General features: G+C 65.1%; 19 protein-coding genes. 13 read left to right on the plus strand and 6 right to left on the minus strand.

Features of this window, described 5'->3' with window-relative positions; translation table 11 throughout:
- The 3 genes from GEV05_24030 to GEV05_24040 form a co-directional block, all read right to left on the minus strand.
- On the minus strand, positions 1-428 hold a 428-nt coding region (locus tag GEV05_24030), incomplete at its 3' end, for a hypothetical protein (GenBank protein MPZ46398.1).
- Between the two features lie 355 nt (positions 429-783).
- Positions 784-1,761, minus strand: coding sequence for a tripartite tricarboxylate transporter substrate binding protein (locus tag GEV05_24035; protein ID MPZ46399.1), 978 nt, complete (start codon positions 1,759-1,761; stop codon positions 784-786).
- 60 nt (positions 1,762-1,821) lie between these two features.
- Positions 1,822-3,420 carry an NAD(P)-binding protein gene (locus GEV05_24040; protein ID MPZ46400.1) on the minus strand — a complete coding sequence of 533 codons (1,599 nt, stop codon included), beginning with the start codon at positions 3,418-3,420 and terminating at the stop codon, positions 1,822-1,824.
- Between the two features lie 237 nt (positions 3,421-3,657).
- On the opposite strand from GEV05_24040, the gene GEV05_24045 reads away from it, so the two are divergent.
- The 5 genes from GEV05_24045 (at position 3,658) to GEV05_24065 (ending at position 9,475) form a co-directional block, all read left to right on the plus strand.
- A complete protein-coding gene (locus tag GEV05_24045) occupies positions 3,658-4,560 on the plus strand; it encodes a LysR family transcriptional regulator (GenBank protein ID MPZ46401.1) in 903 nt (300 codons plus the stop codon).
- A 103-nt stretch (positions 4,561-4,663) separates the two neighbouring features.
- On the plus strand, positions 4,664-5,398 hold the full coding sequence (locus tag GEV05_24050) for a cytochrome b (protein ID MPZ46402.1): 735 nt from the start codon (positions 4,664-4,666) through the stop codon (positions 5,396-5,398).
- Complete coding sequence (gene mdoH, locus GEV05_24055; protein MPZ46403.1) at positions 5,328-7,355, plus strand: glucans biosynthesis glucosyltransferase MdoH; 2,028 nt, start codon at positions 5,328-5,330, stop codon at positions 7,353-7,355. Before GEV05_24050 ends, mdoH begins: the two co-directional genes overlap by 71 nt.
- A 33-nt stretch (positions 7,356-7,388) precedes the next feature.
- Positions 7,389-8,543 (plus strand): glycosyltransferase, encoded by a 1,155-nt coding sequence (locus GEV05_24060; GenBank protein MPZ46404.1) that lies wholly within the window; start codon positions 7,389-7,391, stop codon positions 8,541-8,543.
- 125 nt (positions 8,544-8,668) lie between these two features.
- The gene (locus GEV05_24065; protein ID MPZ46405.1) at positions 8,669-9,475 is read left to right on the plus strand and encodes an FkbM family methyltransferase; all 807 of its coding nucleotides are present in this window, start codon (positions 8,669-8,671) and stop codon (positions 9,473-9,475) included.
- A gap of 34 nt (positions 9,476-9,509) precedes the next feature.
- Here GEV05_24065 and GEV05_24070 read toward each other — a convergent pair whose 3' ends face one another.
- The 3 genes from GEV05_24070 to GEV05_24080 all read right to left on the minus strand — a co-directional run bounded on the left by GEV05_24070 (position 9,510) and on the right by GEV05_24080 (position 12,166).
- Complete coding sequence (locus tag GEV05_24070; protein ID MPZ46406.1) at positions 9,510-10,304, minus strand: SDR family NAD(P)-dependent oxidoreductase; 795 nt, start codon at positions 10,302-10,304, stop codon at positions 9,510-9,512.
- Between the two features lie 85 nt (positions 10,305-10,389).
- Positions 10,390-11,874, minus strand: coding sequence for a YifB family Mg chelatase-like AAA ATPase (locus GEV05_24075; protein MPZ46407.1), 1,485 nt, complete (start codon positions 11,872-11,874; stop codon positions 10,390-10,392).
- A 49-nt stretch (positions 11,875-11,923) separates the two neighbouring features.
- On the minus strand, positions 11,924-12,166 hold the full coding sequence (locus GEV05_24080) for an accessory factor UbiK family protein (GenBank protein MPZ46408.1): 243 nt from the start codon (positions 12,164-12,166) through the stop codon (positions 11,924-11,926).
- A gap of 248 nt (positions 12,167-12,414) precedes the next feature.
- Here GEV05_24080 and GEV05_24085 point away from each other — a divergent pair, with 248 nt between their 5' ends.
- The 8 genes from GEV05_24085 (at position 12,415) to ptsP (ending at position 20,520) form a co-directional block, all read left to right on the plus strand.
- Positions 12,415-13,191 (plus strand): hypothetical protein, encoded by a 777-nt coding sequence (locus GEV05_24085; protein ID MPZ46409.1) that lies wholly within the window; start codon positions 12,415-12,417, stop codon positions 13,189-13,191.
- A gap of 73 nt (positions 13,192-13,264) precedes the next feature.
- Positions 13,265-13,603 (plus strand): P-II family nitrogen regulator, encoded by a 339-nt coding sequence (gene glnK, locus GEV05_24090; protein ID MPZ46410.1) that lies wholly within the window; start codon positions 13,265-13,267, stop codon positions 13,601-13,603.
- An 11-nt stretch (positions 13,604-13,614) separates the two neighbouring features.
- Entirely contained in the window at positions 13,615-15,000 is a 1,386-nt protein-coding gene (amt, locus tag GEV05_24095; GenBank protein MPZ46411.1) for an ammonium transporter, read from the plus strand.
- Between the two features lie 183 nt (positions 15,001-15,183).
- The gene (gene gshA, locus GEV05_24100) at positions 15,184-16,503 is read left to right on the plus strand and encodes a glutamate--cysteine ligase (protein ID MPZ46412.1); all 1,320 of its coding nucleotides are present in this window, start codon (positions 15,184-15,186) and stop codon (positions 16,501-16,503) included.
- Positions 16,504-16,720: 217 nt separating this feature from the next.
- Positions 16,721-17,668 (plus strand): glutathione synthase, encoded by a 948-nt coding sequence (gshB, locus tag GEV05_24105; protein MPZ46413.1) that lies wholly within the window; start codon positions 16,721-16,723, stop codon positions 17,666-17,668.
- 310 nt (positions 17,669-17,978) lie between these two features.
- Positions 17,979-18,395 (plus strand): PTS fructose transporter subunit IIA, encoded by a 417-nt coding sequence (locus GEV05_24110; GenBank protein ID MPZ46414.1) that lies wholly within the window; start codon positions 17,979-17,981, stop codon positions 18,393-18,395.
- Positions 18,376-18,645, plus strand: a complete 270-nt coding sequence (locus GEV05_24115) for an HPr family phosphocarrier protein (protein ID MPZ46415.1) — start codon at positions 18,376-18,378, stop codon at positions 18,643-18,645. Before GEV05_24110 ends, GEV05_24115 begins: the two co-directional genes overlap by 20 nt.
- 132 nt (positions 18,646-18,777) lie before the next feature.
- Complete coding sequence (gene ptsP / locus GEV05_24120) at positions 18,778-20,520, plus strand: phosphoenolpyruvate--protein phosphotransferase (GenBank protein MPZ46416.1); 1,743 nt, start codon at positions 18,778-18,780, stop codon at positions 20,518-20,520.
- The last annotated feature ends 464 nt before the right edge of the window (positions 20,521-20,984 follow it).

Here is a 20,984-nt window from a genome sequence, read left to right on the forward strand (position 1 = left end):
CCCGACCAGGCGACGTTGGCACCGCGGCCATCTCCGAATTCCTGCTCGTACAGCGCGCGCGTGATATCAGCCATTTTCTCGCGTTCGTCCAGATCGGCCTGGGTGCGCTCCCCGACATGCGGATTGTGGTGCAGGAAGGCGCCGAACACGGCCTCGCAGTCCGCGGCGTACTTCATCGTCTGCAGGATATGCGTATGCCAGAACTCGTCGACATCCTTGCTCAGCATGATGTGCTCGGCATGCTCCTGGTGCTTGACCAGCATGGTGAGGTAGGTTCTGTACGCGGCTTCGATCCGCTCGGCATACTCGCGCGTCCAGCCCTCGCCCAATTCCGCATCCATCAGCCTCGACTTCACGGAATCGAGATCGAGCGCCTGGATGGCCGCGATGACTTCGTGCGTCGGCTTACTCGTCAATATTGCTTGCATGTCGCATCCCCTTTTCGTGGGTTACACAGCCCGGACCGTGACCTCGGAGGCGCCGCTGTCAACGTCTCTCCGCCGGGAGTCGGAGCGGACAAGGCAAGGACGAACGCGCCCGCGGGCCCGAATCGGCCGCGGCAGGCTGTCGTCTTGCGGCGCCATGTGCGCACATTAGCCGAGGGGGCGCTCGACCGAAGTCAGCCGGCGCCTACAAACCGTGTCAGGAATTTCCTGACACGACCACGTGCGTAACGGGGCCAGGCGGACGACAGGCGGTATGCGCTCGTTCACATCATGGACGTTCCGGCCACACCGGTTCTGGCATCCGAGACCGGCCCCCGGTGAAGTCCGGCGGACCCGACTACCGCTTAGGTTTTATTCCGGCGGCGTTGATAACGCGCGTCCATTTGTCGAGCTCGCTTTGCAAGAAGGGCGCCATGGCAGCGAGCGGCATGTCGTATGGCACTGCGCCCAACGACGTAAGCCGCTGTTCGACCGACGCCGAATGTTTGAGCTGGGTCACCACTTCGTGCAGTCTGTTGATCACGCTTGAAGGGGTTTTTGCGGGCGCCATGAGGCAATAGAACAGCAGCCCTTCGAAGCCGGGCAGCCCGCTTTCGGCGACTGTCGGCGTATCCGGCAAAATCGGTACGCGCTTCGCGGTTGCCACCGCAATCGCGCGCAGCTTGCCCGACCGAATGTGCGGCAGCGCCGCCACCGTATGGCTGAACGCAAACGGGACATGCCCGCCCATCAACGCCACCAGCGCCGGTGCATCGCCATGGTACGACACCTGCAGCATATCGATGCCCGCCATCTGCTTGAACAGCACCATGTTCAAATGCGAGCTCGAGCCGATGCTGGACGTGCCGTGCGTCATCGCGCCCGGCTTCGCTTTCGCCATTTTGATAATCTCGCTCACCGACTTGGCGGGAAACGACGGATGCGCCACCAGCACGCCCGGCACATGCGCCAGCATCGCAACGGGCGCAAAATCGCGCATCGGGTCATACGGCAACTTGCCATAGAGTGGCAAGCCGGTGGTGAGCACGCCGCCGTAGGCAAAAAGCAGCGTGTAGCCATCGGGGGTGGCTTTCGCGAGTGCGGCTCCCGCAATTTGTCCGCTGGCGCCGCCGCGATTGTCCACCACCACCGGTTGCCCCAATGATTCCGCCAGACCCGGTTGCAATAAACGGCCCAGGGTGTCGGTGCCACCGCCAGCCGGCGAGGGGATCAGCATGCGTATCGGCTTGGAAGGGTACGGCTGTTGCGCGTGCGCGCCGAACCCTGTCATTTGCGAGGCCAGCACCAGTAGTGCACAACGAAACACAAAGGTCATGTCGTGATCATCCTATGTGGAAAATGACTACAGTTTCTCATTGAGGTGTGAATAGACGCCCTACTGTTGCATAAGCCCTTCCTCGATCGCCTTGATCTGCAGCGCCACATGGCGCGAGAAGATCCGGCAGTTCGAAAAACTGCCGCCCACGAACCACAGGCCTTGCTGCGGCGTACGCTTCCACATGTTGTTCATTTCGCCGTCCGTACCCAGGCCCCAGATCGGCCCGACCTTGTTTGCGACGGATTCGCCCAGCAGCTTTTTCACCACCGCTTCCTGCGGTACGAAGCCGGTGCCGAGGACGATCAGGTCTGCGGGCTGGAGCGAGCCGTCCTTGAGCAAAGCGCCTCCGGTGGCGAAGCGTTCGATCGCATCGAATTGCAGCAGGCCCACCTCGCCCTTGACGATCAGCTCGGAGCAGCCGGCGTCGAGGTTATAGCCGCCGTAGCGCGTGCGTATCAGCATGTTGTGCCCCAAGTGGTCTTCGCCGTCGTGCCACTTGAAGCCGCGGGCGACCAGGCCGTCGATCAGTTCGCGGTCGAATTCGACCATGCGCGCGGTCATGGCCTCAAGGATGCGCTTTAACACCGGCAGGGTGTTAACGATCGCGAACAGGTCGCCATCCTCGAGCGGCACGCCGTCGTAGATGCCATAGGTGAGCTTTGCGCTCGGACTGATGCTCAACACCATGGTGGGACCACGCTGGATGATGGTGGTCTCGGCGCCATTGGCGTGCAGGTCTTGGGCGATGTCGTGACCGCTGCTGCCGGTGCCCAGCACCAGCGCCTTTTTGCCGCGCCAGTTGGCGCCGTTGCTGAACGCGCTGGTGTGCATCAGGTCGCCCTTGAACTCCTTGAGGCCGGGCAGTTCGGGTATGTTCGGTGCCCCGACCAAGCCGTTGGCGAAGATGAGATGTTTGGGCCGCACGGTACGCTGGCGCTCATCGGCGGTGTTGCGCAACACGGCTGACCATCGGCCGCTGGCGTCATCGTAGCTGCCGCTGACCAGTTCGGTGCTGGTCCAGAAATTGATCTCCATCGCCATGGCGTAGGCTTCGAACCACTCGGCGAGCATGTCCTTGGGCAGATACACGGGCCAGTTGGGAGGAAACGGCATGTAGGGCAGGTGATTGAACTGCGTGGGATTGTGCAGTGCCAGCGAGTGGTAACGCGTGCGCCAGCAATCGCCCACGCGCGGCAGCCTGTCGATCACCAACGTGTCCACGCCCAAATGACCCAGCGCTGCGGCCACGGTCAGCCCGGCCTGGCCGCCGCCGACCACCAGCGCGGTGGGCTCGCGGTCGGCGTAACGTTCGCTGGCGATGCGCTGGTCCTTCCAGTTGGTGCCGCCGAAATTGCGCGAATAGGCCTCGCCCGTGGGTCGTCGTTCGCCGATCCTTTCCTCGAAGCCCTTCAGCTCGTGCAGGTTGGTCATGAGCGCAAACAGCGACGCGACAGATGCTGGATTTGCGCTCCGTAGTGCTGCATTCAGTTGCTCGAGCCATCGCTCGACCTGCGCTTGCTCGGACTGGACCGCAGGCTGCGCGACCGCGGGTTGATGGGTAGCGGTTGTTGGACTTCCAGCCATCGATGGAGCTTCGAGACCTGGAACACTTTTCATATCGTTGCTCAGCACGGCGGTTTCGACCATTGTGCTCATGCCGCCTTCGCTTGTCGGAACCGGGCGCGTAGCAGGCCGCGCCCTGAACACACCGGGTCAGTCCAGGGTAATGCCCGCGTTCTTCACCACCATCGACCAGCGTTCGTAATCGTCGCGCACCCGAAAGATGTTTACGGTGGCCAGACTCGGTGAGCCGTGACGACCGCCCCATTCTGGCGCAACCGTTCCATGCCGTAAAATTCCAGTAGGTGAGCATCGGATAACTTTTAGGAATCTATGGAGCTTCGGGATCTGGAGTACTTTCGCGTTGTCGCTCGGCACGGCCACATCGGGCGGGCGGCGGAAACGCTCAAGCTCACGCAGCCTGCGTTGAGCAAGAGCGTCGCCCGGTTGGAGGCTTCCGTGGGAGCAAGATTGCTGGAACGCACACCGCGCGGCGTAGTGCTCACGCAGGTCGGTATCGCCCTGATCGCGCGCGCGACGCATATTCATACGGCTGTCGACGGCGCATTGCGTGAGGCGAAGGATCTGAGCTCAGGGGCATCAGGTCAGTTGCGGATTGGCACGGGGCCGACAGCGGGTGAGCACATATTGCCAGCGGTATGCGCCGAGCTGTTGCGCGGATCGCCAAGGCTGTTCATTCAGGTCGTCGTGGGGCTCAGTGACGTGTTGCTCGCAGCGCTCGAGCGCGGCGAGCTCGATCTCGTGTTCGGCAGTTTTCCGGAGCCCCGTATTGCGGGTATGACCTACGAGTCGCTCGGCGAAGACGTGTTGACGGTATTTACCCGCAAACGGCATGCACTTGCGCGAGCCCGCCAAATAGATCTCTCGCAGCTCGCCGGTGTCCGATGGGCGTTGCCCAACGCATCGGTTACTTCGCGGCGCACGCTGCAACACGCATTTCAAACGAGCCGGTTGCCGGCGCCGGATGTGGCGCTCGAGTCGAACTCGACGCAGGTGCTGCTCGCTGCGGTGGCTCGCTCGGATATGGTCGGCTATCTACCCACCGGCGCGGTGCGAGCTTCCGGCGCGATGCGCGAATTGGCGCTACTCGACGTTGCGCCGCTTCGGATCGAACGATCGCTTGGTGTCATTTCGCGCCCAGGGGCGTATCTACCGCCGGTAGCCGCCCGACTCATGAATGCGCTGCGGCGCGTGGCGGCAAAATCTGTCGAGTAAATTGGAGGTGGCCCCCTTCTAGTGTCCTGAGTCAGAAGTTCGTCACCCCCGCGAACGCGGGGGTCCAGGTGGAGTCTCCTTCTGGATTCCCGCTTGCGCGGGAATGACGAATTACGACGAATTTACGATTCACCGTACTAGACGAGCTCATGGGCGGCCGCTCGACTGGTCGGAGCGGGCTCGCAGAAGCGAGCATACGGTTCGAATCGACACGACAGCGCGAGTGGTTATCCGCCCCGGCGGTATACTCCGCTGCGTCCGAGACACCTGTCCCGATCTGCAGCCGCCGACCCGCCGAGTCCACACCATGAGCACCGTCCGCTACGCCGTCCCCGCGCGCTGCATCCATTGGATCACCGCGGCCCTGGTGGGCGTGATCATTGTCCTGGGTCTTTGGATCGCCTATTTCCGGCCCGAGGAGGAAGCATTCAAGCTGCGGCTCTACAACGTCCACGAGAGCCTCGGCGTGATCGTATGGGTACTCACGCTGATGCGCCTCGCCTATCGCCGGAGGCATCCTCCGCCGCCGCTGCCCGCCGATACGCCCGCCGTGATCCGGGTCGCGGCTCACGCGACCCATGTCGCGCTCTACGTGCTGCTGCTGACGCTGCCGGTGATCGGCTTTCTCGCAACGAACGCCTGGGGTTTTCCGCTGTCCGTGTTCGGAGTGCTGCCGCTGCCGTCTCCGCTCGGCAAGGACGAGGAGCTCGCGAAGCTCCTTGCGCTTGCGCACCGCATCGGTGCGCTTTCGATCATCGCGCTCATCGGTGGACATGTCGCAGGCGTTTTCTATCACACCTTCATCCGCAAGGATGGGTTGCTGCAGCGCATGCTGTAGGGATACTACCCTCGACCCGAGACCAGCTTTGTACCACGCCATTTCCGGCCGCGCGGCGCGCGGCCTTCGCCTGCGCCGCATCGGCTTCCTGCTCCTCTGCAGCGTGACCGCCGCGGGCATGCTCGTCCTCATGGCCTCGACGCTCTTCGTCGAGCGCCCCGATCCGATCGGCCTTGCGATGCTGGCGGCATTCTCGATCACGCTACCCTGGACCGTCATCGGGTTCTGGAATGCCGTGATCGGCCTCGTCCTCATGGCTTTCTCGCGCACCCCGGCCGCCGTCGTATCGCCCGAGCTGCAAGAACCGGTCGGCGACGACCCCATCACCGAATCCACCGCGCTGCTGGTCTGCGTCCGCAACGAGGATCCCGAGCGGCTGTGCCGCAACCTGTCGTGGATGATCGGCGGGCTCGCGGCCCGCGCCGAGGCGAAGCGCTTCCACCTCTATGTGCTGAGCGATAGCGACCGCCCCGCGCTTGCTGCTGCGGAGGAAGCGGTCGCGCAGGAGCTGTCGCAACGGTTCGGGGCCCGGCTCGCTGTCACTTACCGCAGGCGCAGCCACAGCACCGGCTACAAGGCGGGCAATATCCGCGACTTCTGCGAGCGCTGGGGACCCGATCACGCGTTCGCGATCGTGCTCGACGCCGACAGCCTTATGACGGCGGAGGCGATGCTGCGGCTGGTGCGGATCATGCAGCGCCGCCCCCACATCGGCATCCTGCAGACGCTCGTCACGGGTCTGCCCAGCGCGAGCGCATTCGCGCGCATCTTCCAGTTCGGCATGCGTCTCGGCATGCGCTCCTACACCCTCGGCGCCGCCAGCTGGCAGGGCGACTGCGGCCCCTACTGGGGGCACAACGCCATCCTCAGGCTCGCGCCCTTCATCGAGCACTGCCGCCTTCCGCTGCTACCCGGGACGCCGCCGCTCGGCGGGCACGTGCTGAGCCACGATCAGATCGAGGCCGTGCTCATGCGCCGCGCGGGCTACGAGGTGCGCGTGTTGATCGACGAGGGCGGCAGCTGGGAGGAAAACCCGCCGACGCTCACCGAGTTCATCCGGCGCGACCTGCGCTGGTGCCAGGGCAACTTGCAGTACTTCCATTTTCTCGTGCTGCCGAAATTGAAGTTCCTCAGCCGCTGCCAGATCGCTCTTGCGATTGCCATGTACCTGAGCCCGGTGGGCTGGATCGGCTTCCTGCTGATGGGCACCTTCCGCTCGGCGCCGGTACGCGAAGAGGTTGGGCTCGCGCTGTTCGCTCTCGCGATCGCGATGACCTTCGCGCCGAAACTCGCCACGCTCACAGACGTCCTGGCACGGCCGAGGCTGCGCGCCGCGTTCGGCGGCAGCGCGCACGTGCTCGCCGGCGCGGCGATCGAAACGCTGTTCTGGATGATGATCGCTCCGATCTGCGCGGTCGCCGTCACGTTCTTCCTGCTGAGCGGCGCTTTCGGACGCCAAATGGGCTGGACCGGCCAGCAGCGCGATGCCGCGGGGCTGCCGTTTCGTCATGCGGCCGCAAGTCTGTGGCCGCAGACGCTCCTCGGCATCGCGGGTCTCGTTTGCCTCTTGATCCAGTCGCCCGGGCTCTTCTGGGCGCTCGGCCTGCCGATCTACATTGGCCTTGGCGCGAGCATCCCGATCGCGATGCTGACCGCGCATCCAGCGTTCGGTCGCGCGCTGATGGCCGCGGGCATCTGCCGCCTGCCGGAAGAGTTCCACCCGGATGTGCACTGGCATCTGCCACGGCCGTTTGCCCCGCTCGCCGCCCCTTTCCAGGAACCCGCCCGCGTCAGCGGGCACTGGACGCTCCCTTCTCCCTCTGGGAGAAGGGTTGGGGAGTTCGGCCGGGAATTCGCGGACCATGGTCCGCGCCGGCCGAACGGAAGAGACGCCAGGTCTCAGGGCGCAAGTCGCGATGCGCGCATCGTGGCGTCTCTCCAGGAGCCCGTGCCATGAGGGCTGCGACGGCGGCCAGTGCGAGCGCGACCCATGTCTGAATCCGGAGGCTCCGCGGCCATGTACAGCCTCGCCGTGTCCGACCACAGCATGATCGCGCACGGTTTCGCGGGCACGATCCTCGGCCCCGCGCAGCAGTTGCACGTCCACTTTCTCGTGCCCGGGCCGCTCGATCAGCGCACCGGCGGATATCTCTTCGACCGCCACGTGGTGGAGGGCATGAGGGCCTGCGGCCGCAAGGTAGACGTGGTGGAACTGCCCGGCTGCTTCCCGGCGGCCGATGCGGTCACGCGCAAGGATTGCGAGGCGTCGCTCGACCGCCTGCCGGATGCCGCCGTCGCAGTCGTCGATGGCCTTGCGCTGGCGGGGTTCGCCCGCTGCCTTCGACGGCATGCAAGGCGGCTGCGGATCGTCGGCTTCGTGCACCACCCGCTGGCGCTGGAAACCGGCCTTCGCCCGGTCGAGGCGGCGCGCTATGCAGCGCTGGAGGCACGTCTGTGGCCGCTGCTGCGCGGCGTGATCTGCCCGAGCGCTGCGACTGCAAGAGCCATCGAAACGGCAGGCGTCGACGCGCAGCGGATCGCTGTCGCCCCGCCCGGCACCGCCCGGCCCGCGGCAGCCATCCGCCGCAGCGCCGGCGCTACCGTGCGTCTGCTCGCCGTCGGTACGCTCACCGCGCGCAAGGGTCACGCGCTGCTGATCGAGGCGCTCGCGCAATTGCGCGACGCGGCGTGGACGCTCGTGTGCGCCGGGAGTCTCGAGCGGGATCCACAGGCCACGACGCGCGTTCGAGCGGCCGTCGCCGCGCACGGACTCACGGACAGGGTGCGTCTTGCAGGCGAGCTCTCATCTCCGCAGCTCGCGCGCGAGTACGTCGCCGCGGACGTGTTCGTCCTGCCCTCCTTCCACGAGGGCTACGGCATGGCTTTCGCGGAGGCTCTGGTCCACGGGTTGCCGATCGTCGCGACGACGGCCGGAGCGATACCCGACACGGTACCTGCGAAGGCGGCCTTGTTCGTTCCTCCCGGGGACGTGAATGCACTGCGCGCGGCGCTCGCGCGCGCGATCCATGATGAACGGCTCCGCGCGCGGCTCGCGGCCGGCGCCGCCGAAGCCGGCGCCGCACTCCCGAGCTGGCCGCAGGCGGTCGCGCACTGGGCGGCAGCGCTCGACCGGCTGGCCGCATGACGACGAATGGGCATGAGCTCCGGAATGTCGCGTGAGCGGCTTCGCACTCGACGGGTTGCACCTGCGCGACCCCTTCGACGCAGCGGCTGGCCCGCGGGGTTTCGGGCAATCGACGCGACCCGCTGATGAAATCGAGGGCGCTTGCCGGCGCGCTGCGTTCGCTGCGGATGTACCATGGCGACCGCGCGCGCGAGGCCGCCATGGATCGACTTTACGCCCGCTATCTGGGTACGGGCGATCTTGCGTTCGACATCGGCGCGCACGTCGGCGATCGCGTCTCCAGCTTTCGCCGGCTGGGCTGCCGCGTGGTCGCGCTGGAGCCTCTGCCGCTCTGTCAACGGATCCTGCGGCTGATACACGGACGCGACCCGCAGGTGAGCCTGGTCGCCGCGGCGGCCGGATCGCGGACCGGCCGCGCGCTCCTGCACGTGAACCGGGCGAATCCCACTGTGTGCACCCTTTCGGCAGCGTTCGTTCGTGCAACCTGTGGTGCTCCGGGCTGGAAAGGCCAGGAATGGGACGCGCGCATCGAAGTCCCGGTCGTGACGCTCGATCAGCTCGTTGCCGCACACGGTCCGCCGCGTTTCGTGAAGATCGACGTCGAGGGTTCCGAGCCCGAGGTGCTGCGCGGCCTGACCTACCGGGTACCCGCGCTGTCGTTCGAGTTCACCACGATCCGCCGACAGGCGGCGCACGATTGCCTTGCGCTTCTCGAACGACTCGGCGCCTACCGGTTCGACGTGGCGCTGGGCGAGAGCCAGCACCTGGAGTTCGGGGAGCCGGTCGCTGCGAGCAGCCTTGCGGCATGGCTGGACGCGTTGCCCGACGCGGCGAATTCAGGCGATGTCTACGCCGTTTCTAGGGAAATTGGGACGCACACAATTTCTAGGGAAATAGGGACGCACACAATTTCTGGCAGCGCGGTGAAATAGGGACGCACACAGTTTCTGGCAGGGTGATGCCATCTCAGAACAGCGAGCGGATGATGCCGCCGTCGACGCGCTGCGCCGCTCCATTGATCGCGGCGGCGCGATCGGAGCACAGAAACGCGATCTGAGCAGCGATCTCCTCCGGCGTCGCCCAGCGCTGGAGAAGCGACGTCGCCCCGGTGGTTTCAAAATACGCGGTGCGCATCTCGTCAACCGTCTTGCCGAGACTGGGTGCGACTTTCCCCAGGAAAGTTTCCACGCCTTCCGACCAGGTGGGCGCGACGAGCGCGCTGTTAACGGTCACGCGCGTGCCGCGCGTGAGCTCGGCGAGGCTGCGCGCGATCGAAACCTGCGCTGCCTTCGACATCGCGTAGTGCGCCATGCCGGGATTGGGCTTGGCGCTCTGGTCGCTGGCGATGAACACGATCCTGCCCCAGTCGCGCTCCAGCATGCCGGGAAGCAACGCGCGCGAAAGGCGCACCCCGCTCATCACGTTCAGCTCGAACATGTCGAGCCAGTCGTGGTCGGAGATCGCGCCGAATTCCTTGACCTCGAAATAACCCACGTTGTTGACCAGAATGTCGACCGGTCCGATGGCTGACAGCGCAGCCAGCACTTCCTGCGCGCCGGCGGCGGTTGCGAGGTCCGCCGCGATACCATGGGCTTCCCCAAGCCGCGACAGCTCAGCCACCGTATTCCGCACCCTGGCTTCGTTGCGGCCATTGACGACCACCCGTGCGCCTTCACTTGCCAGGGCTTCCGCGACGGCGTGCCCGATACCCATCGTCGAGCCCGTCACCAGCGCAAGCCTGCCCTTGATTTTCAAATCCATTGCCGGGAGCTCTCCGAAGCGGTCGTTTACAGGCAATACGCTCGAGACGTATGCTCCGCCTCGAGATCGAGATAAGCTGAATGGATCACCGAGCTTGCCGATACCCGAGCGCCTCCGCAACGGAGGTGCTCGTGATCCTCTGACTGCCCGCAAGATCGGCTATCGAGCGCGCCACCTTGATCGTTCGATGATAGCTGCGTGCGGAAAGGCCGAGCTTCGCTATCGCTTGCAGCAGCATCGACTTGCCATCGTCATCCATGTGCGCGTGTCTATCGATCTCACCCGACTCGAGAAGCGCATTCGGCCTCCCCTGCCGCGCCAACATCCTGTCGCGGGCTGCTTGCACACGCTGCCGAACGTCATTGGATGACTCGCCGGCCGACCGCCTCTGCAGTTCTTCCACCGGCAGTGCCGGCACTTCGATCTGAAGATCGATCCGATCGAGCAGCGGCCCGGATATCTTCGATCGATACCTCGAAACTTGCGTTGGTGTGCAGCGACAACGCGCGTCTCCCAGAAAGCCGCACAAACAGGGATTCATCGCCGCGACGAGCTGAAAGCGCGCAGGGAAATCGGCTTGCCGCGCCGCCCGCGAAACGGTGATGCGGCCGGAATCGAGCGGCTCGCGCAGCGCCTCCAGCACCTTGCGTTCGAACTCGGGTAGCTCGTCGAGGAAGAGCACGCCGTGCATCGCAAGCGAGATCTCGCCCGGCCGCGGGTGGCTGCCCCCGCCCACGACGGCGACGGCCGAGGTGGTATGGTGCGGAGAGCGAAACGGGCGCCGGCCCCACGCCTCCAGCCTGAAACCGGTGCTGCCCAGCGATTGCACGGCCGCGGATTCGAGCGCTTCGGGCTCGGTCATCGCCGGCAGGATGCCGGGCAGGCGTGATGCGAGCATCGACTTGCCGGTGCCCGGCGGACCGATCATCAGCACGGAGTGCTCACCGGCCGCGGCCACTTCCAGCGCCCGGCGCGCGCGTAGCTGCCCCTTCACTTCCGCCATGTCGGGCAGTACGAGCGGCGCCACCGCGGCTTCGCAGGGATGCGGGCGCAGTTCCTTGTCGCCCGCAAGATGCGCGCAGATCTCGAGCAGCGAGGCGGCACCCAGGATATGCGCGCCGCGCACGAGCGCCGCTTCCGCAGCATTGACGCTGGGCAGCACAATCGCCCGGCCCGAGGCGCGTGCGCACAGCGTCATCGGCAGCGCGCCGCGGATCGGGCGCAGCTCGCCGGTCAGGGCAAGCTCGCCGACGAATTCGCAGCCGCCGAGCCGTTCGCTGGGAATCTGCCCGGAGGCGGCGAGAATACCGAGAGCGATGGGCAGATCGAAGCGCCCCGACTCCTTGGGCAGATCGGCCGGCGCGAGGTTGACCGTGATGCGGCGCGCGGGAAACTCGAAGCGGGCGTTCTGCAACGCGGCGCGGACGCGGTCGCGTGCTTCCCGGACTTCCGCCTCGGGCAGACCTACGACCGTGAAGCTCGGCAGGCCGCCACCCAGGTGCGCTTCGACCGTGACTTCGGGCGCATCCATCGCCGCCAGCGCCCGGCTGTAGACGATTGCGAGGGACATGGCTTGGGCGCTGCTCGCACCGGCCGCGACGGCTGGTAGCGAAGAGGTGTCAGCTGGCTGCGCTGCGGCGCTCGATTTCCGCGAGCTTGCGTTCCAGCTCGTTCAGACGCTCCCGGGTGCGCAGGAGCACTTCGCGCTGCACGTCGAACTCCTCGCGCGTAACCAGATCCAGGCGCGCGAAAACGCTGGTCAATACCGCGCGCACGTTCCTTTCCAGATCCTTGGCGGGGCTCGCTTCGAGCACCTGACGCAACCGCTCGCCGAGCTCGTCCATCAGCTTCGATCGATTCATGGCCATGGTTCACCTCGTCGCGATTCGAGGGCCAGTGTAGCAAAGCGTCGTCGCCGTATTCGATACGACCAATGATCTAGCACCGAGCCGCACCATCTTGGTTCATCGGCACCACGATGGTGCGAAGGCGTTTTGCGGGCGTGCCCAAGACGTTACCTAACCGTCTGATCCATAGGAGTATTGCTATTGGCATATTAAATGCTACCCGTGGCGCGTCGCACTCCAATCAGGGAAAGGACTCCGCAATGTTGAAAAAGACGCTGGTCGCCTCATTGCTCGCCACCGCCTTCGCCGCTCCGGTCGCGCACGCCGCCGAGCCGGCAGCGCACACGTTCACGGGCAACGTCGGTCTCTACAGTCAGTACATATTCCGTGGCCTCACGCAAACCGATCGCGAGCCGGCATTGCAAGGTGGCTTCGACTACAGCCACTCGAGCGGCCTGTACCTCGGCACCTGGGCTTCGAACATCAGCTGGCTGAAGGACTTCGGCGCCTACGATCGCGGCGGCAGCCTGGAATGGGACTTCTACGGCGGCTACAAGTCGACCATCGGCAACAGCGATTTCGGTTACGACGTGGGTCTGCTCTATTACTGGTATCCGGGCAGCGCCGTACCCGGCGGGATCAAGGCGAACACGGTGGAAGCGTATGGCGCACTCACCTGGAAGTGGCTTACGGCGAAATATTCCTACAGCCTCGACGACAAGACTTTCGGCGTACGCGATAGCGACGGCACCTGGTACCTGGATCTGAGCGCCAACGTTCCGATCACCGACAAGTTTGCGCTGCAGGCCCACTGGGGCAAGCAGGAATTCAACGGCCGTTCGGGTGGGGTTTCCAACGACGCACAGGCGAGCTACGAAGACTGGAAGATCGGCGCCACTTACGCGCTGCCCATGAGCTTCACGATCGGCGCGTTCTATTCGGATACCGACATGAATTCCAGGCAGAAGGCGTTCTACACCGCCAACGGCCGTTTCCTCGGCCGCGACACGTTCACCGTCTTCCTGCAGAAGACTTTCTAGAGCTGGCAACTCGACGCCTGGCAACTCGATGCTCAGGCGCGCCGCTTCCAGCCATTCTCATACGGGGGCACCCATGAAACTCGTTACCGCCATCATCAAGCCGTTCAAGCTGGACGAAGTGCGAGAAGCGCTGTCCGCGATCGGCGTGCAAGGCATCACCGTCACGGAAGTGAAGGGATTCGGCCGCCAGAAAGGCCACACCGAGCTCTACCGGGGCGCGGAGTACGTGGTCGACTTCCTGCCCAAGGTCAAGATCGAAGCCGCCATCAAGAGCGACATGCTCGAGCAGGTGATCGAGGCGATCGAGAAGTCAGCCAATACGGGCAAGATCGGCGACGGCAAGATCTTCGTTTTCGAACTCGAACAGGTCATCCGGATTCGCACCGGAGAGACCGGGGCCGACGCCCTGTAAGGGAGACCATGATGAAACGCCTATTCACGCTACTCACTCTGTGCGCTGCGCTCGGGCTGTCCGCACCCACGTTGGCACAAACCGCGGCGCCCGAGGCGAAACCGGCTGCCGAAGCGTCAGCGGCCCCAGCGGCCGCGGCCGAAGCGCCGGCACCTGCAGCCGAAGCGGCCAAGCCGGCACCGACGCTCGACAGCGGCGACACGGCCTGGATGCTCATGTCCACCGTGCTGGTCACGATGATGGTCATCCCGGGCCTGGCGCTGTTCTACGCCGGCATGGTTCGCGCCAAGAGCGCGCTGTCGGTATTGATGCAGGTGTTCTCCGTGTTCTGCCTGATGGGCATCCTGTGGGCGGTCTACGGCTACAGCCTCGCCTTCTCGGGCGAGGGCAAGTTCTTCGGTGGCTTCGACAAACTGATGCTCGCCGGGATCACGCCGGATTCGCTCAATGCCACCATACCGGAGTACGTGTGGGTGAACTTCCAGCTCACGTTCGCCGCCATCACGCCGGCGCTGATCATCGGTGCCTATGCCGAACGCATGAAGTTCTCGGCCGTGCTGCTGTTCATGACGCTGTGGCTCACCTTCTGCTATGTGCCGATGGCCCACATGGTCTGGGGAGGCGGCTGGATCGCCGGCATGGGCGCGATCGACTTCGCGGGCGGCACGGTGGTGCACATGAACGCGGGTATCGCCGGTCTGGTCGCGGCGCTCGTGCTGGGCAAGCGCAAGGGCTACGGCACGCTGGCGATGCCACCGCATAACCTCACCCTCACGCTGATCGGGGCGTCGCTTCTGTGGGTGGGCTGGTACGGTTTCAATGCGGGCAGCGCGGTCTCGGCAGGCGGCAGCGCCGGCCTTGCGATGATCAACACGACGTTGTGCACGGCGGCCGCCTCGCTCGCGTGGATGTTCGCGGAGTGGATGGCCAAGGGCAAGCCGAGCCTGCTGGGTATCGCCACGGGCGCCATCGCGGGTCTGGTCGCCATCACTCCGGCCTGCGGCAATGCCGGTCCGATGGGCTCCATCGCGCTCGGCATCGCGGCGGGATTGATCTCGCTGTGGGCGGTAGTGAGCCTCAAGAAGACACTGGGCTACGACGATTCGCTGGACGTGTTCGGCGTCCACGGCGTTGCCGGTATCGTCGGCGCGCTGGGCATCGGCATCCTGGCCTCCCCGACCCTGGGCGGCACCGGATTCGGCGCCGGCAACGAGGGCATCGCGGCGCAATTGACCACCCAGGCGATCACGGTCGGCTTCACCCTCGTCTTCACGGGCGTGGTCAGCTACGTGCTGCTCAAGATCGTCGACATGGTCGTGGGTCTGCGCGTAAGCGACGAGGCGGAAGCGGAAGGCCTCGACATCGCGGAGCATGGCGAGAACGCCTACAACACCTGATTCGTAAGGCAACAGACTCGACCCGGGCGCCCGCGGGCGCCCGTTTCTTTTCCTGGGCGCTGGCGCGACCGGCATCGGCTACAATCCCGCCCTCCAACGCCCAAGTCGCTCAGACATCACTCACACGATCGGCGGCGCTGCAACACCCTAACATCGCACCGCCACGCGAATCGGAGGCCGCCCATGAACGTCCCGCATCTGCTCACGGCGCTCAAAGGTCCGATGCTCGACCTGGAACGCCGTCTGCTCGAGGCGCAACCGACCATCGAACATTGGCTGCGCTCGCAATGGCAGGATCGCACCGTGCCGTTCTACTGCTCGGTGGATCTGCGCAACGCCGGCTTCAAGCTCGCGCCCGTCGACACCAATCTCTTCCCCGGCGGGTTCAACAACCTGGCGCCCGAATTCACGCCGCTCGCCGTGCAGGCCGCGATGACCGCAATCGACAAGGCCTGTCCCGATGCGCGCGGCATCGTGCTGGTGCCGGAAAATCACACGCGCAACACCTTCTACCTGCAGAACCTGGCGGCACTCGCCCACATCCTGCGCCAGGTCGGCATGAACGTGCGCATCGGAAGCCTGCTGCCCGAGATCACGGCGCCGACGCAAATCGAGGTGCCTGGCAACGGCTCGCTCGTGTTCGAGCCGATCCAGCGCAAGGGCAACCGGGTGCTGGTCGACGGCTTCGATCCGTGCGCGGTGCTGCTCAACAACGACCTCTCCGCCGGCGTTCCGGACGTGCTGCGCGGCATCGAGCAGGCCATTCTGCCACCGCTGCATGCGGGCTGGCACGTGCGGCGCAAGTCGAACCACTTCGCGGCCTACGACCGGGTCGCGAAGGAGTTCGCCGAGCTGCTCGGCTTCGATCCCTGGCTGCTCGATCCCTTTTTCGAGACGTGCGGCAAGATCGACTTCCGCGGCCGCCAGGGCGAGGAATGCCTCGAAGGCTATGTCGAAGAAATCCTGACTGACGTACGGGCGAAGTACAAGGAATACGGCATCCAGGAAGAGCCGTTCGTCATCGTCAAAGCCGACGCCGGCACCTACGGAATGGGCATCATGAGCGTCAAGGATCCCTCCGAGATCCGCGACCTGAATCGGCGCCAGCGCAACAAGATGGCGGTGGTGAAGGAAGGGCTCGAAGTGCACGACGTGCTGGTGCAGGAAGGCGTGCACACCTTCGAAACCGTCGACGACGCGGTTGCGGAACCCGTGGTCTACATGCTCGACCGCTTCGTCGTGGGCGGCTTCTATCGCGTGCACACCGAGCGTGGCAAGGACCAGAACCTCAACGCACCCGGCATGCACTTCGTGCCGCTCGCATTCGCGAGCCCCTGCCTGCCGGATCTCGCCGGCGCGCCCGACTGCCCGCCTAATCGCTTCTATGCCTACGGTGTCGTGGCGCGCCTCGCACTGGTCGCCGCCGCCATCGAGCTGGAAGAAACCGAAGCCGCCTTCGAGGCCGCCGAAGCCGCGCGTCCTGTGCAGGCGGCCCGCGCCTGATCGCCTGCGATGTAGCGTCCTGAGTCCGAAATTCGCCGCGCAAAAGATGCCGAGAATCGACGCCATACATTGTCGCGAATCCTCGCCAGGTGTCCAACCTGGCTGCGGTCTCGCGTTCCGCGTCTGGCGCCGATTTCGACACTTTTGCCCTCTCGGGTGCGGGGCACGCAATTGAGATTGCAGCAACGAATCCCGGACTCAGGACGCTAGCGCTCACATGAAGATCGCGTTCATTCTCGATCCGCTCGAATCGATCAAGACCTACAAGGACACGTCCTTCGCCATGATGCGCGAGGCTTGCGCGCGCGGCCATCGCATCTTCTCGATTCAGCAGGAGGAGCTGCTGTGGCGCGAAGGCCGGGTCTGCGCCCACGCGCGCGAGCTCGAGCTCACCGGCGATGCCTATCGCTGGTACGAGGCGGGCGAGCCCGTGCTGCAGTCGCTGGCGGACTTCGATGCCGTCCTGATGCGCAAGGACCCGCCGTTCGATATGGAGTACGTCTACAGCACCTACCTGCTCGAGCTGGCGCAGAAGGAAGGCGCGCGCGTCTACAACGACCCGCGCGCGATCCGCGATCACAACGAGAAAATGGCGATCGCGCGCTTCGCGCAGTTCACCGCGCCCACCATCGTGACGCGCCAGGAGCCGCTGCTGCGCGAGTTTCTGGCCGAGCACGGCGATATCATCCTCAAGCCGCTGGACGGCATGGGCGGTACGTCGATATTCCGGCTGCACCGTAACGATCCCAACATCGGGGTGGTGATCGAGACGCTCACGCATTATGGCCGGCGCACCATCATGGCGCAGCGCTACATCCCCGAAATCAGCCGCGGCGACAAGCGCATTCTGCTGATCGACGGCCAAGCGGTCCCCTATTGCCTCGCGCGTATCCCCAAGCAGGGCGAGACGCGCGGCAACCTGGCTGCCGGCGGGCGCGGCATCGCGCAGCCGTTGTCCGAGCGCGATCGCGAGATCGCGTCGCATGCGGGCCCCGTCCTGGCCGCCGAGGGGCTGCTGCTGGTGGGGCTGGATGTGATCGGGGATTTCCTCACCGAAGTGAACGTCACCAGCCCCACCTGCTTCCAGGAGATCGCCGAGCAGTCCGGCTTCAATGTCGCCGGGATGATGCTGGACGCGATCGAGCGCAAGGTGGCTACGAGCTGAGCTTTCGCAGCGTGGATGACATCCGCGACGCGCTGGACTCCCCTCTCCCTTCGGGAGAGGGGCTGGGGGGCAAGCCCGGGAATTCGCGGACCATGGTCCGCGCCGGGCGAGCGGCATCGGCCTGCATGCCGATGCGCGCACTGCAAGTGAGGGTGAGGACGCTCGGAAGCGATTCGGCTGCAGCCGAAGCTCCGCTCGGCGGCTCTGTCGCAAATTCACCCGTCGGCTCCCAGTCTGCAGCACACGAGCGCGCATGAGGTTTGCTCATTGTGCTCTGCAATAGCATAATCCTGGATAATTCTGCTTCGTCATGATCGGCATTCTCCTCATGACGCACGGCATGCTGGGCGAAAGCCTGCTGCACTGCGCCAGCCATATTCTCGGCAGCCGCCCGCGGCAACTCGTGCAGATCGGCGTGACGCCGCAGGACGATCCGAAGTTGATCCTGCCGCTTGCCATCCGCCTGGCCCGCAGCGTGGACTCGGGTCAAGGCATTCTCGTCATGACCGATATCTTCGGCGGTACGCCGAGCAACGTTGCCACCCACCTGCTGGTGCCGGGCAAGGTCGAGGGCATCGCCGGGGTCAATCTGCCGATGCTGATCCGTGCCCTCACCTATCGCAACGAACCGCTCGCGATCGTGCTGGAGAAGGCGCTTTCGGGGGGAACCGAAGGGGTCGTGCGCATGCCGCCTTCGGAGCGCGCCAGTGCTGCAACAGGAACTTGAGATCGTCAACAAGCTGGGCCTTCATGCGCGTGCATCGGTCAAGCTCACCCAGACGGCGGCCCGCTTCAGCTCGGAGATCTGGCTCACGCGCAACGGCAAGCGCGTCAATGCGAAAAGCATCATGGGCGTGATGATGCTCGCTGCCGCGCGCGGCAGCACCGTGCTGCTGGAGATCGAGGGCCCCGACGAATCATCCGCGCTGGAAGCGCTCGTGCAGCTGGTGGCATCGCGCTTCGGCGAGCCCGACTAGCGTGCCCGCGTAGCCCACGCGCCCGGCCCGATCCACGTTCCAGCAGTGCAGACCCGGTTGCTTCCGGCGCATGGAACTATGGGCTCGAGCTGCAACTGACGCTAGACTAGGCGCAGGACTTCACGGGGCGCCATGAGCTTCACCATCCACGGCACGGGGATCTGCGGCGGCATCGCCATCGGGCAGGCGCTGCTGCACTCGCATACGCGGCTCGAAGCCGGCCATTACCAGATCCCGCAAAGCCAGATCCACGATGAGCTCGCGCGCTTCGATGCCGCAGTGGCGAAAACGCGCGCCGAGTTCGCGACCTTGCGGGAGAACATACCGCCCAAGGCGCCGCCGGAGTTCGAGGCCTTCATCGACGTGCACATGATGATCCTCAACGATTCGCTGCTGTCCCAGGTGCCGCGGGAGATCATCGAGCGCGAGCGCTGCAACGCCGAATGGGCGCTCAAGCTCCAGGCCGACGAGCTGCTGTCGCAGTTCGACGCCATCGAGGACGGCTACCTGCGCGAGCGCAAAGCCGATGTGCTGCAGGTGGTCGAGCGCATCATGCTCACCCTGGGCGGCCAGCCGAGGTACGTGCCCGACATCACCACCGCCGGCCAAAGCAAGATCCTGGTGGCGCACGATCTGTCGCCGGCCGATGTGCTGCAGTTCAAGCAGCATCATTTCGCCAGCTTCCTCACCGAGCTGGGCGGTGCGACCTCGCACACCGCGGTGGTCGCGCGCAGCCTCAACCTGCCCTCGGTCGCCTCGCTGCACCACGCGCGCAGCCTCATCCGCGAAGACGAGATGCTGATCGTCGACGGCAGCCAGGGGGTGGTGATCGTCGACCCGGACCCGCAGGTGCTCGCGGACTACCGTCTGCGGCAGCACCAGATCGAGCTCGAACGGCAGAAGCTGCGCCGCCTGCGTTCGACGCGCGCCATCACGCTCGACGGCGTCGGCGTGGAGCTGCACGCCAATATCGAGCTGCCGGAGGACGTTGCGGACGTCGACGAAGCCGGAGCGAGCGGCATCGGGCTCTTCCGCACCGAGTTCCTGTTCATGAACCGCGATTCGCTGCCGAACGAGGAAGAGCAGTTCGAGGCCTATCGCGCAGTGGTCGAAGCGATGCACGGGCTTCCGGTCACCATTCGCACCTACGATCTCGGCTCGGACAAGAACGTCGACGGCAACGTCGACGGCATGGAGCGCCCTCGGCAGCAGAACCCGGCCCTGGGCCTGCGCGCCATCCGCCTTTGCCTTACCGAACCGCAGCGCTTCCAGATCCAGTTGCGGGCGATCCTGCGCGCCTCGCACTACGGCAAAGTGCGGCTGCTCATTCCGATGATTTCGGGCGCCGCGGAGGTCGATCAGACGCTCACGCAGCTGGCGATCGCGAAACAGACCCTCGCCGCCCGCGAGCAGCCGTTCGATGCCGCACTGGAAGTCGGCGGCATGATCGAGGTTCCGGCCGCGGCGCTGGCGCTGCGCACGTTCACGCGCAAGCTCGATTTCCTTTCGATCGGAACCAACGATCTCATCCAGTACACCTTGGCGATCGATCGCACCGACGATGCGGTCGCGCATCTGTACGATCCGCTCCATCCCGCGGTGCTGCACCTGGTGGCGCTGGTCATCTCCGGCGCCAATCGAACCGGCACTCCGGTGGCGTTATGCGGCGAGATGGCCGGCGACGTGAAGCTCACGCGCCTGCTGCTGGGACTGGGCTTGCGCCAGTTCTCGATGCACCCGGCGCAGATACTCGCGGTAAAGCAGGAAGTGCTGCGCACCAATCTGTCGAGCGTGCGCCTGCTCGCGCGCCGGATGCTGCGGGTTGCCGACCGCGAGCGGATGAGGCTCATGCTGGAACGGCTCAACGCCGATTAGCGATGCGAGAGATCGACGCGGTGCGTCAGGACAGCTGGAACGATTGCGCGAATATCGCCGGGTGCTGTTTGGCACTCATCGCAAGCCGCGACGACGACGCGAGGCGCGCAGCTGATCGCACTACCATGTCCATTTGCGGCTGCCTGGGCCCGCGCTACAACGCGCGCGTATGAGTCCTTTGCATGGGGTTGGCATCGCGTAGACTTCAAGTCACCGAACACTGGCTTTATCGATCACCTTGTCATATTGGCTTATTCGTCCTAATGAGGCAAAAGAAGGCGTCGTTAGGGGGCCGGGTTCTATCGAGCGTTCCCTATTTCATGTCACGCTCGTCCCTCACCCCCAACCCCTCTCCGGGGGGAGAGGGGAGCGTCGCGTCCGTATTGGACTGTCGTCCAATACGGAACGATCAATAGTTGGGCTCGTACACCGGTGGTTGCAGCGGACAGTCACCGGCGTGCTTC

This window comes from Betaproteobacteria bacterium (assembly GCA_009377585.1).
Taxonomy (GTDB): Bacteria; Pseudomonadota; Gammaproteobacteria; order Burkholderiales; family WYBJ01; genus WYBJ01.

What these genes read in the sequence shown, in the direction of transcription:
- GEV05_24035 (MPZ46399.1), bottom strand. Translation starts at nt 1,761, where the DNA reads ATGACCTTTGTGTTTCGTTGTGCACTACTGGTGCTGGCCTCGCAAATG.
- GEV05_24040 (MPZ46400.1), bottom strand. Translation starts at nt 3,420, where the DNA reads ATGAGCACAATGGTCGAAACCGCCGTGCTGAGCAACGATATGAAAAGT.
- GEV05_24045 (MPZ46401.1), top strand. Translation starts at nt 3,658, where the DNA reads ATGGAGCTTCGGGATCTGGAGTACTTTCGCGTTGTCGCTCGGCACGGC.
- GEV05_24050 (MPZ46402.1), top strand. Translation starts at nt 4,664, where the DNA reads ATGACGAATTACGACGAATTTACGATTCACCGTACTAGACGAGCTCAT.
- GEV05_24060 (MPZ46404.1), top strand. Translation starts at nt 7,389, where the DNA reads ATGTCTGAATCCGGAGGCTCCGCGGCCATGTACAGCCTCGCCGTGTCC.
- GEV05_24065 (MPZ46405.1), top strand. Translation starts at nt 8,669, where the DNA reads ATGAAATCGAGGGCGCTTGCCGGCGCGCTGCGTTCGCTGCGGATGTAC.
- GEV05_24070 (MPZ46406.1), bottom strand. Translation starts at nt 10,304, where the DNA reads ATGGATTTGAAAATCAAGGGCAGGCTTGCGCTGGTGACGGGCTCGACG.
- GEV05_24075 (MPZ46407.1), bottom strand. Translation starts at nt 11,874, where the DNA reads ATGTCCCTCGCAATCGTCTACAGCCGGGCGCTGGCGGCGATGGATGCG.
- GEV05_24080 (MPZ46408.1), bottom strand. Translation starts at nt 12,166, where the DNA reads ATGAATCGATCGAAGCTGATGGACGAGCTCGGCGAGCGGTTGCGTCAG.
- glnK (MPZ46410.1), top strand. Translation starts at nt 13,265, where the DNA reads ATGAAACTCGTTACCGCCATCATCAAGCCGTTCAAGCTGGACGAAGTG.
- amt (MPZ46411.1), top strand. Translation starts at nt 13,615, where the DNA reads ATGAAACGCCTATTCACGCTACTCACTCTGTGCGCTGCGCTCGGGCTG.
- gshA (MPZ46412.1), top strand. Translation starts at nt 15,184, where the DNA reads ATGAACGTCCCGCATCTGCTCACGGCGCTCAAAGGTCCGATGCTCGAC.
- gshB (MPZ46413.1), top strand. Translation starts at nt 16,721, where the DNA reads ATGAAGATCGCGTTCATTCTCGATCCGCTCGAATCGATCAAGACCTAC.
- GEV05_24110 (MPZ46414.1), top strand. Translation starts at nt 17,979, where the DNA reads ATGATCGGCATTCTCCTCATGACGCACGGCATGCTGGGCGAAAGCCTG.
- ptsP (MPZ46416.1), top strand. Translation starts at nt 18,778, where the DNA reads ATGAGCTTCACCATCCACGGCACGGGGATCTGCGGCGGCATCGCCATC.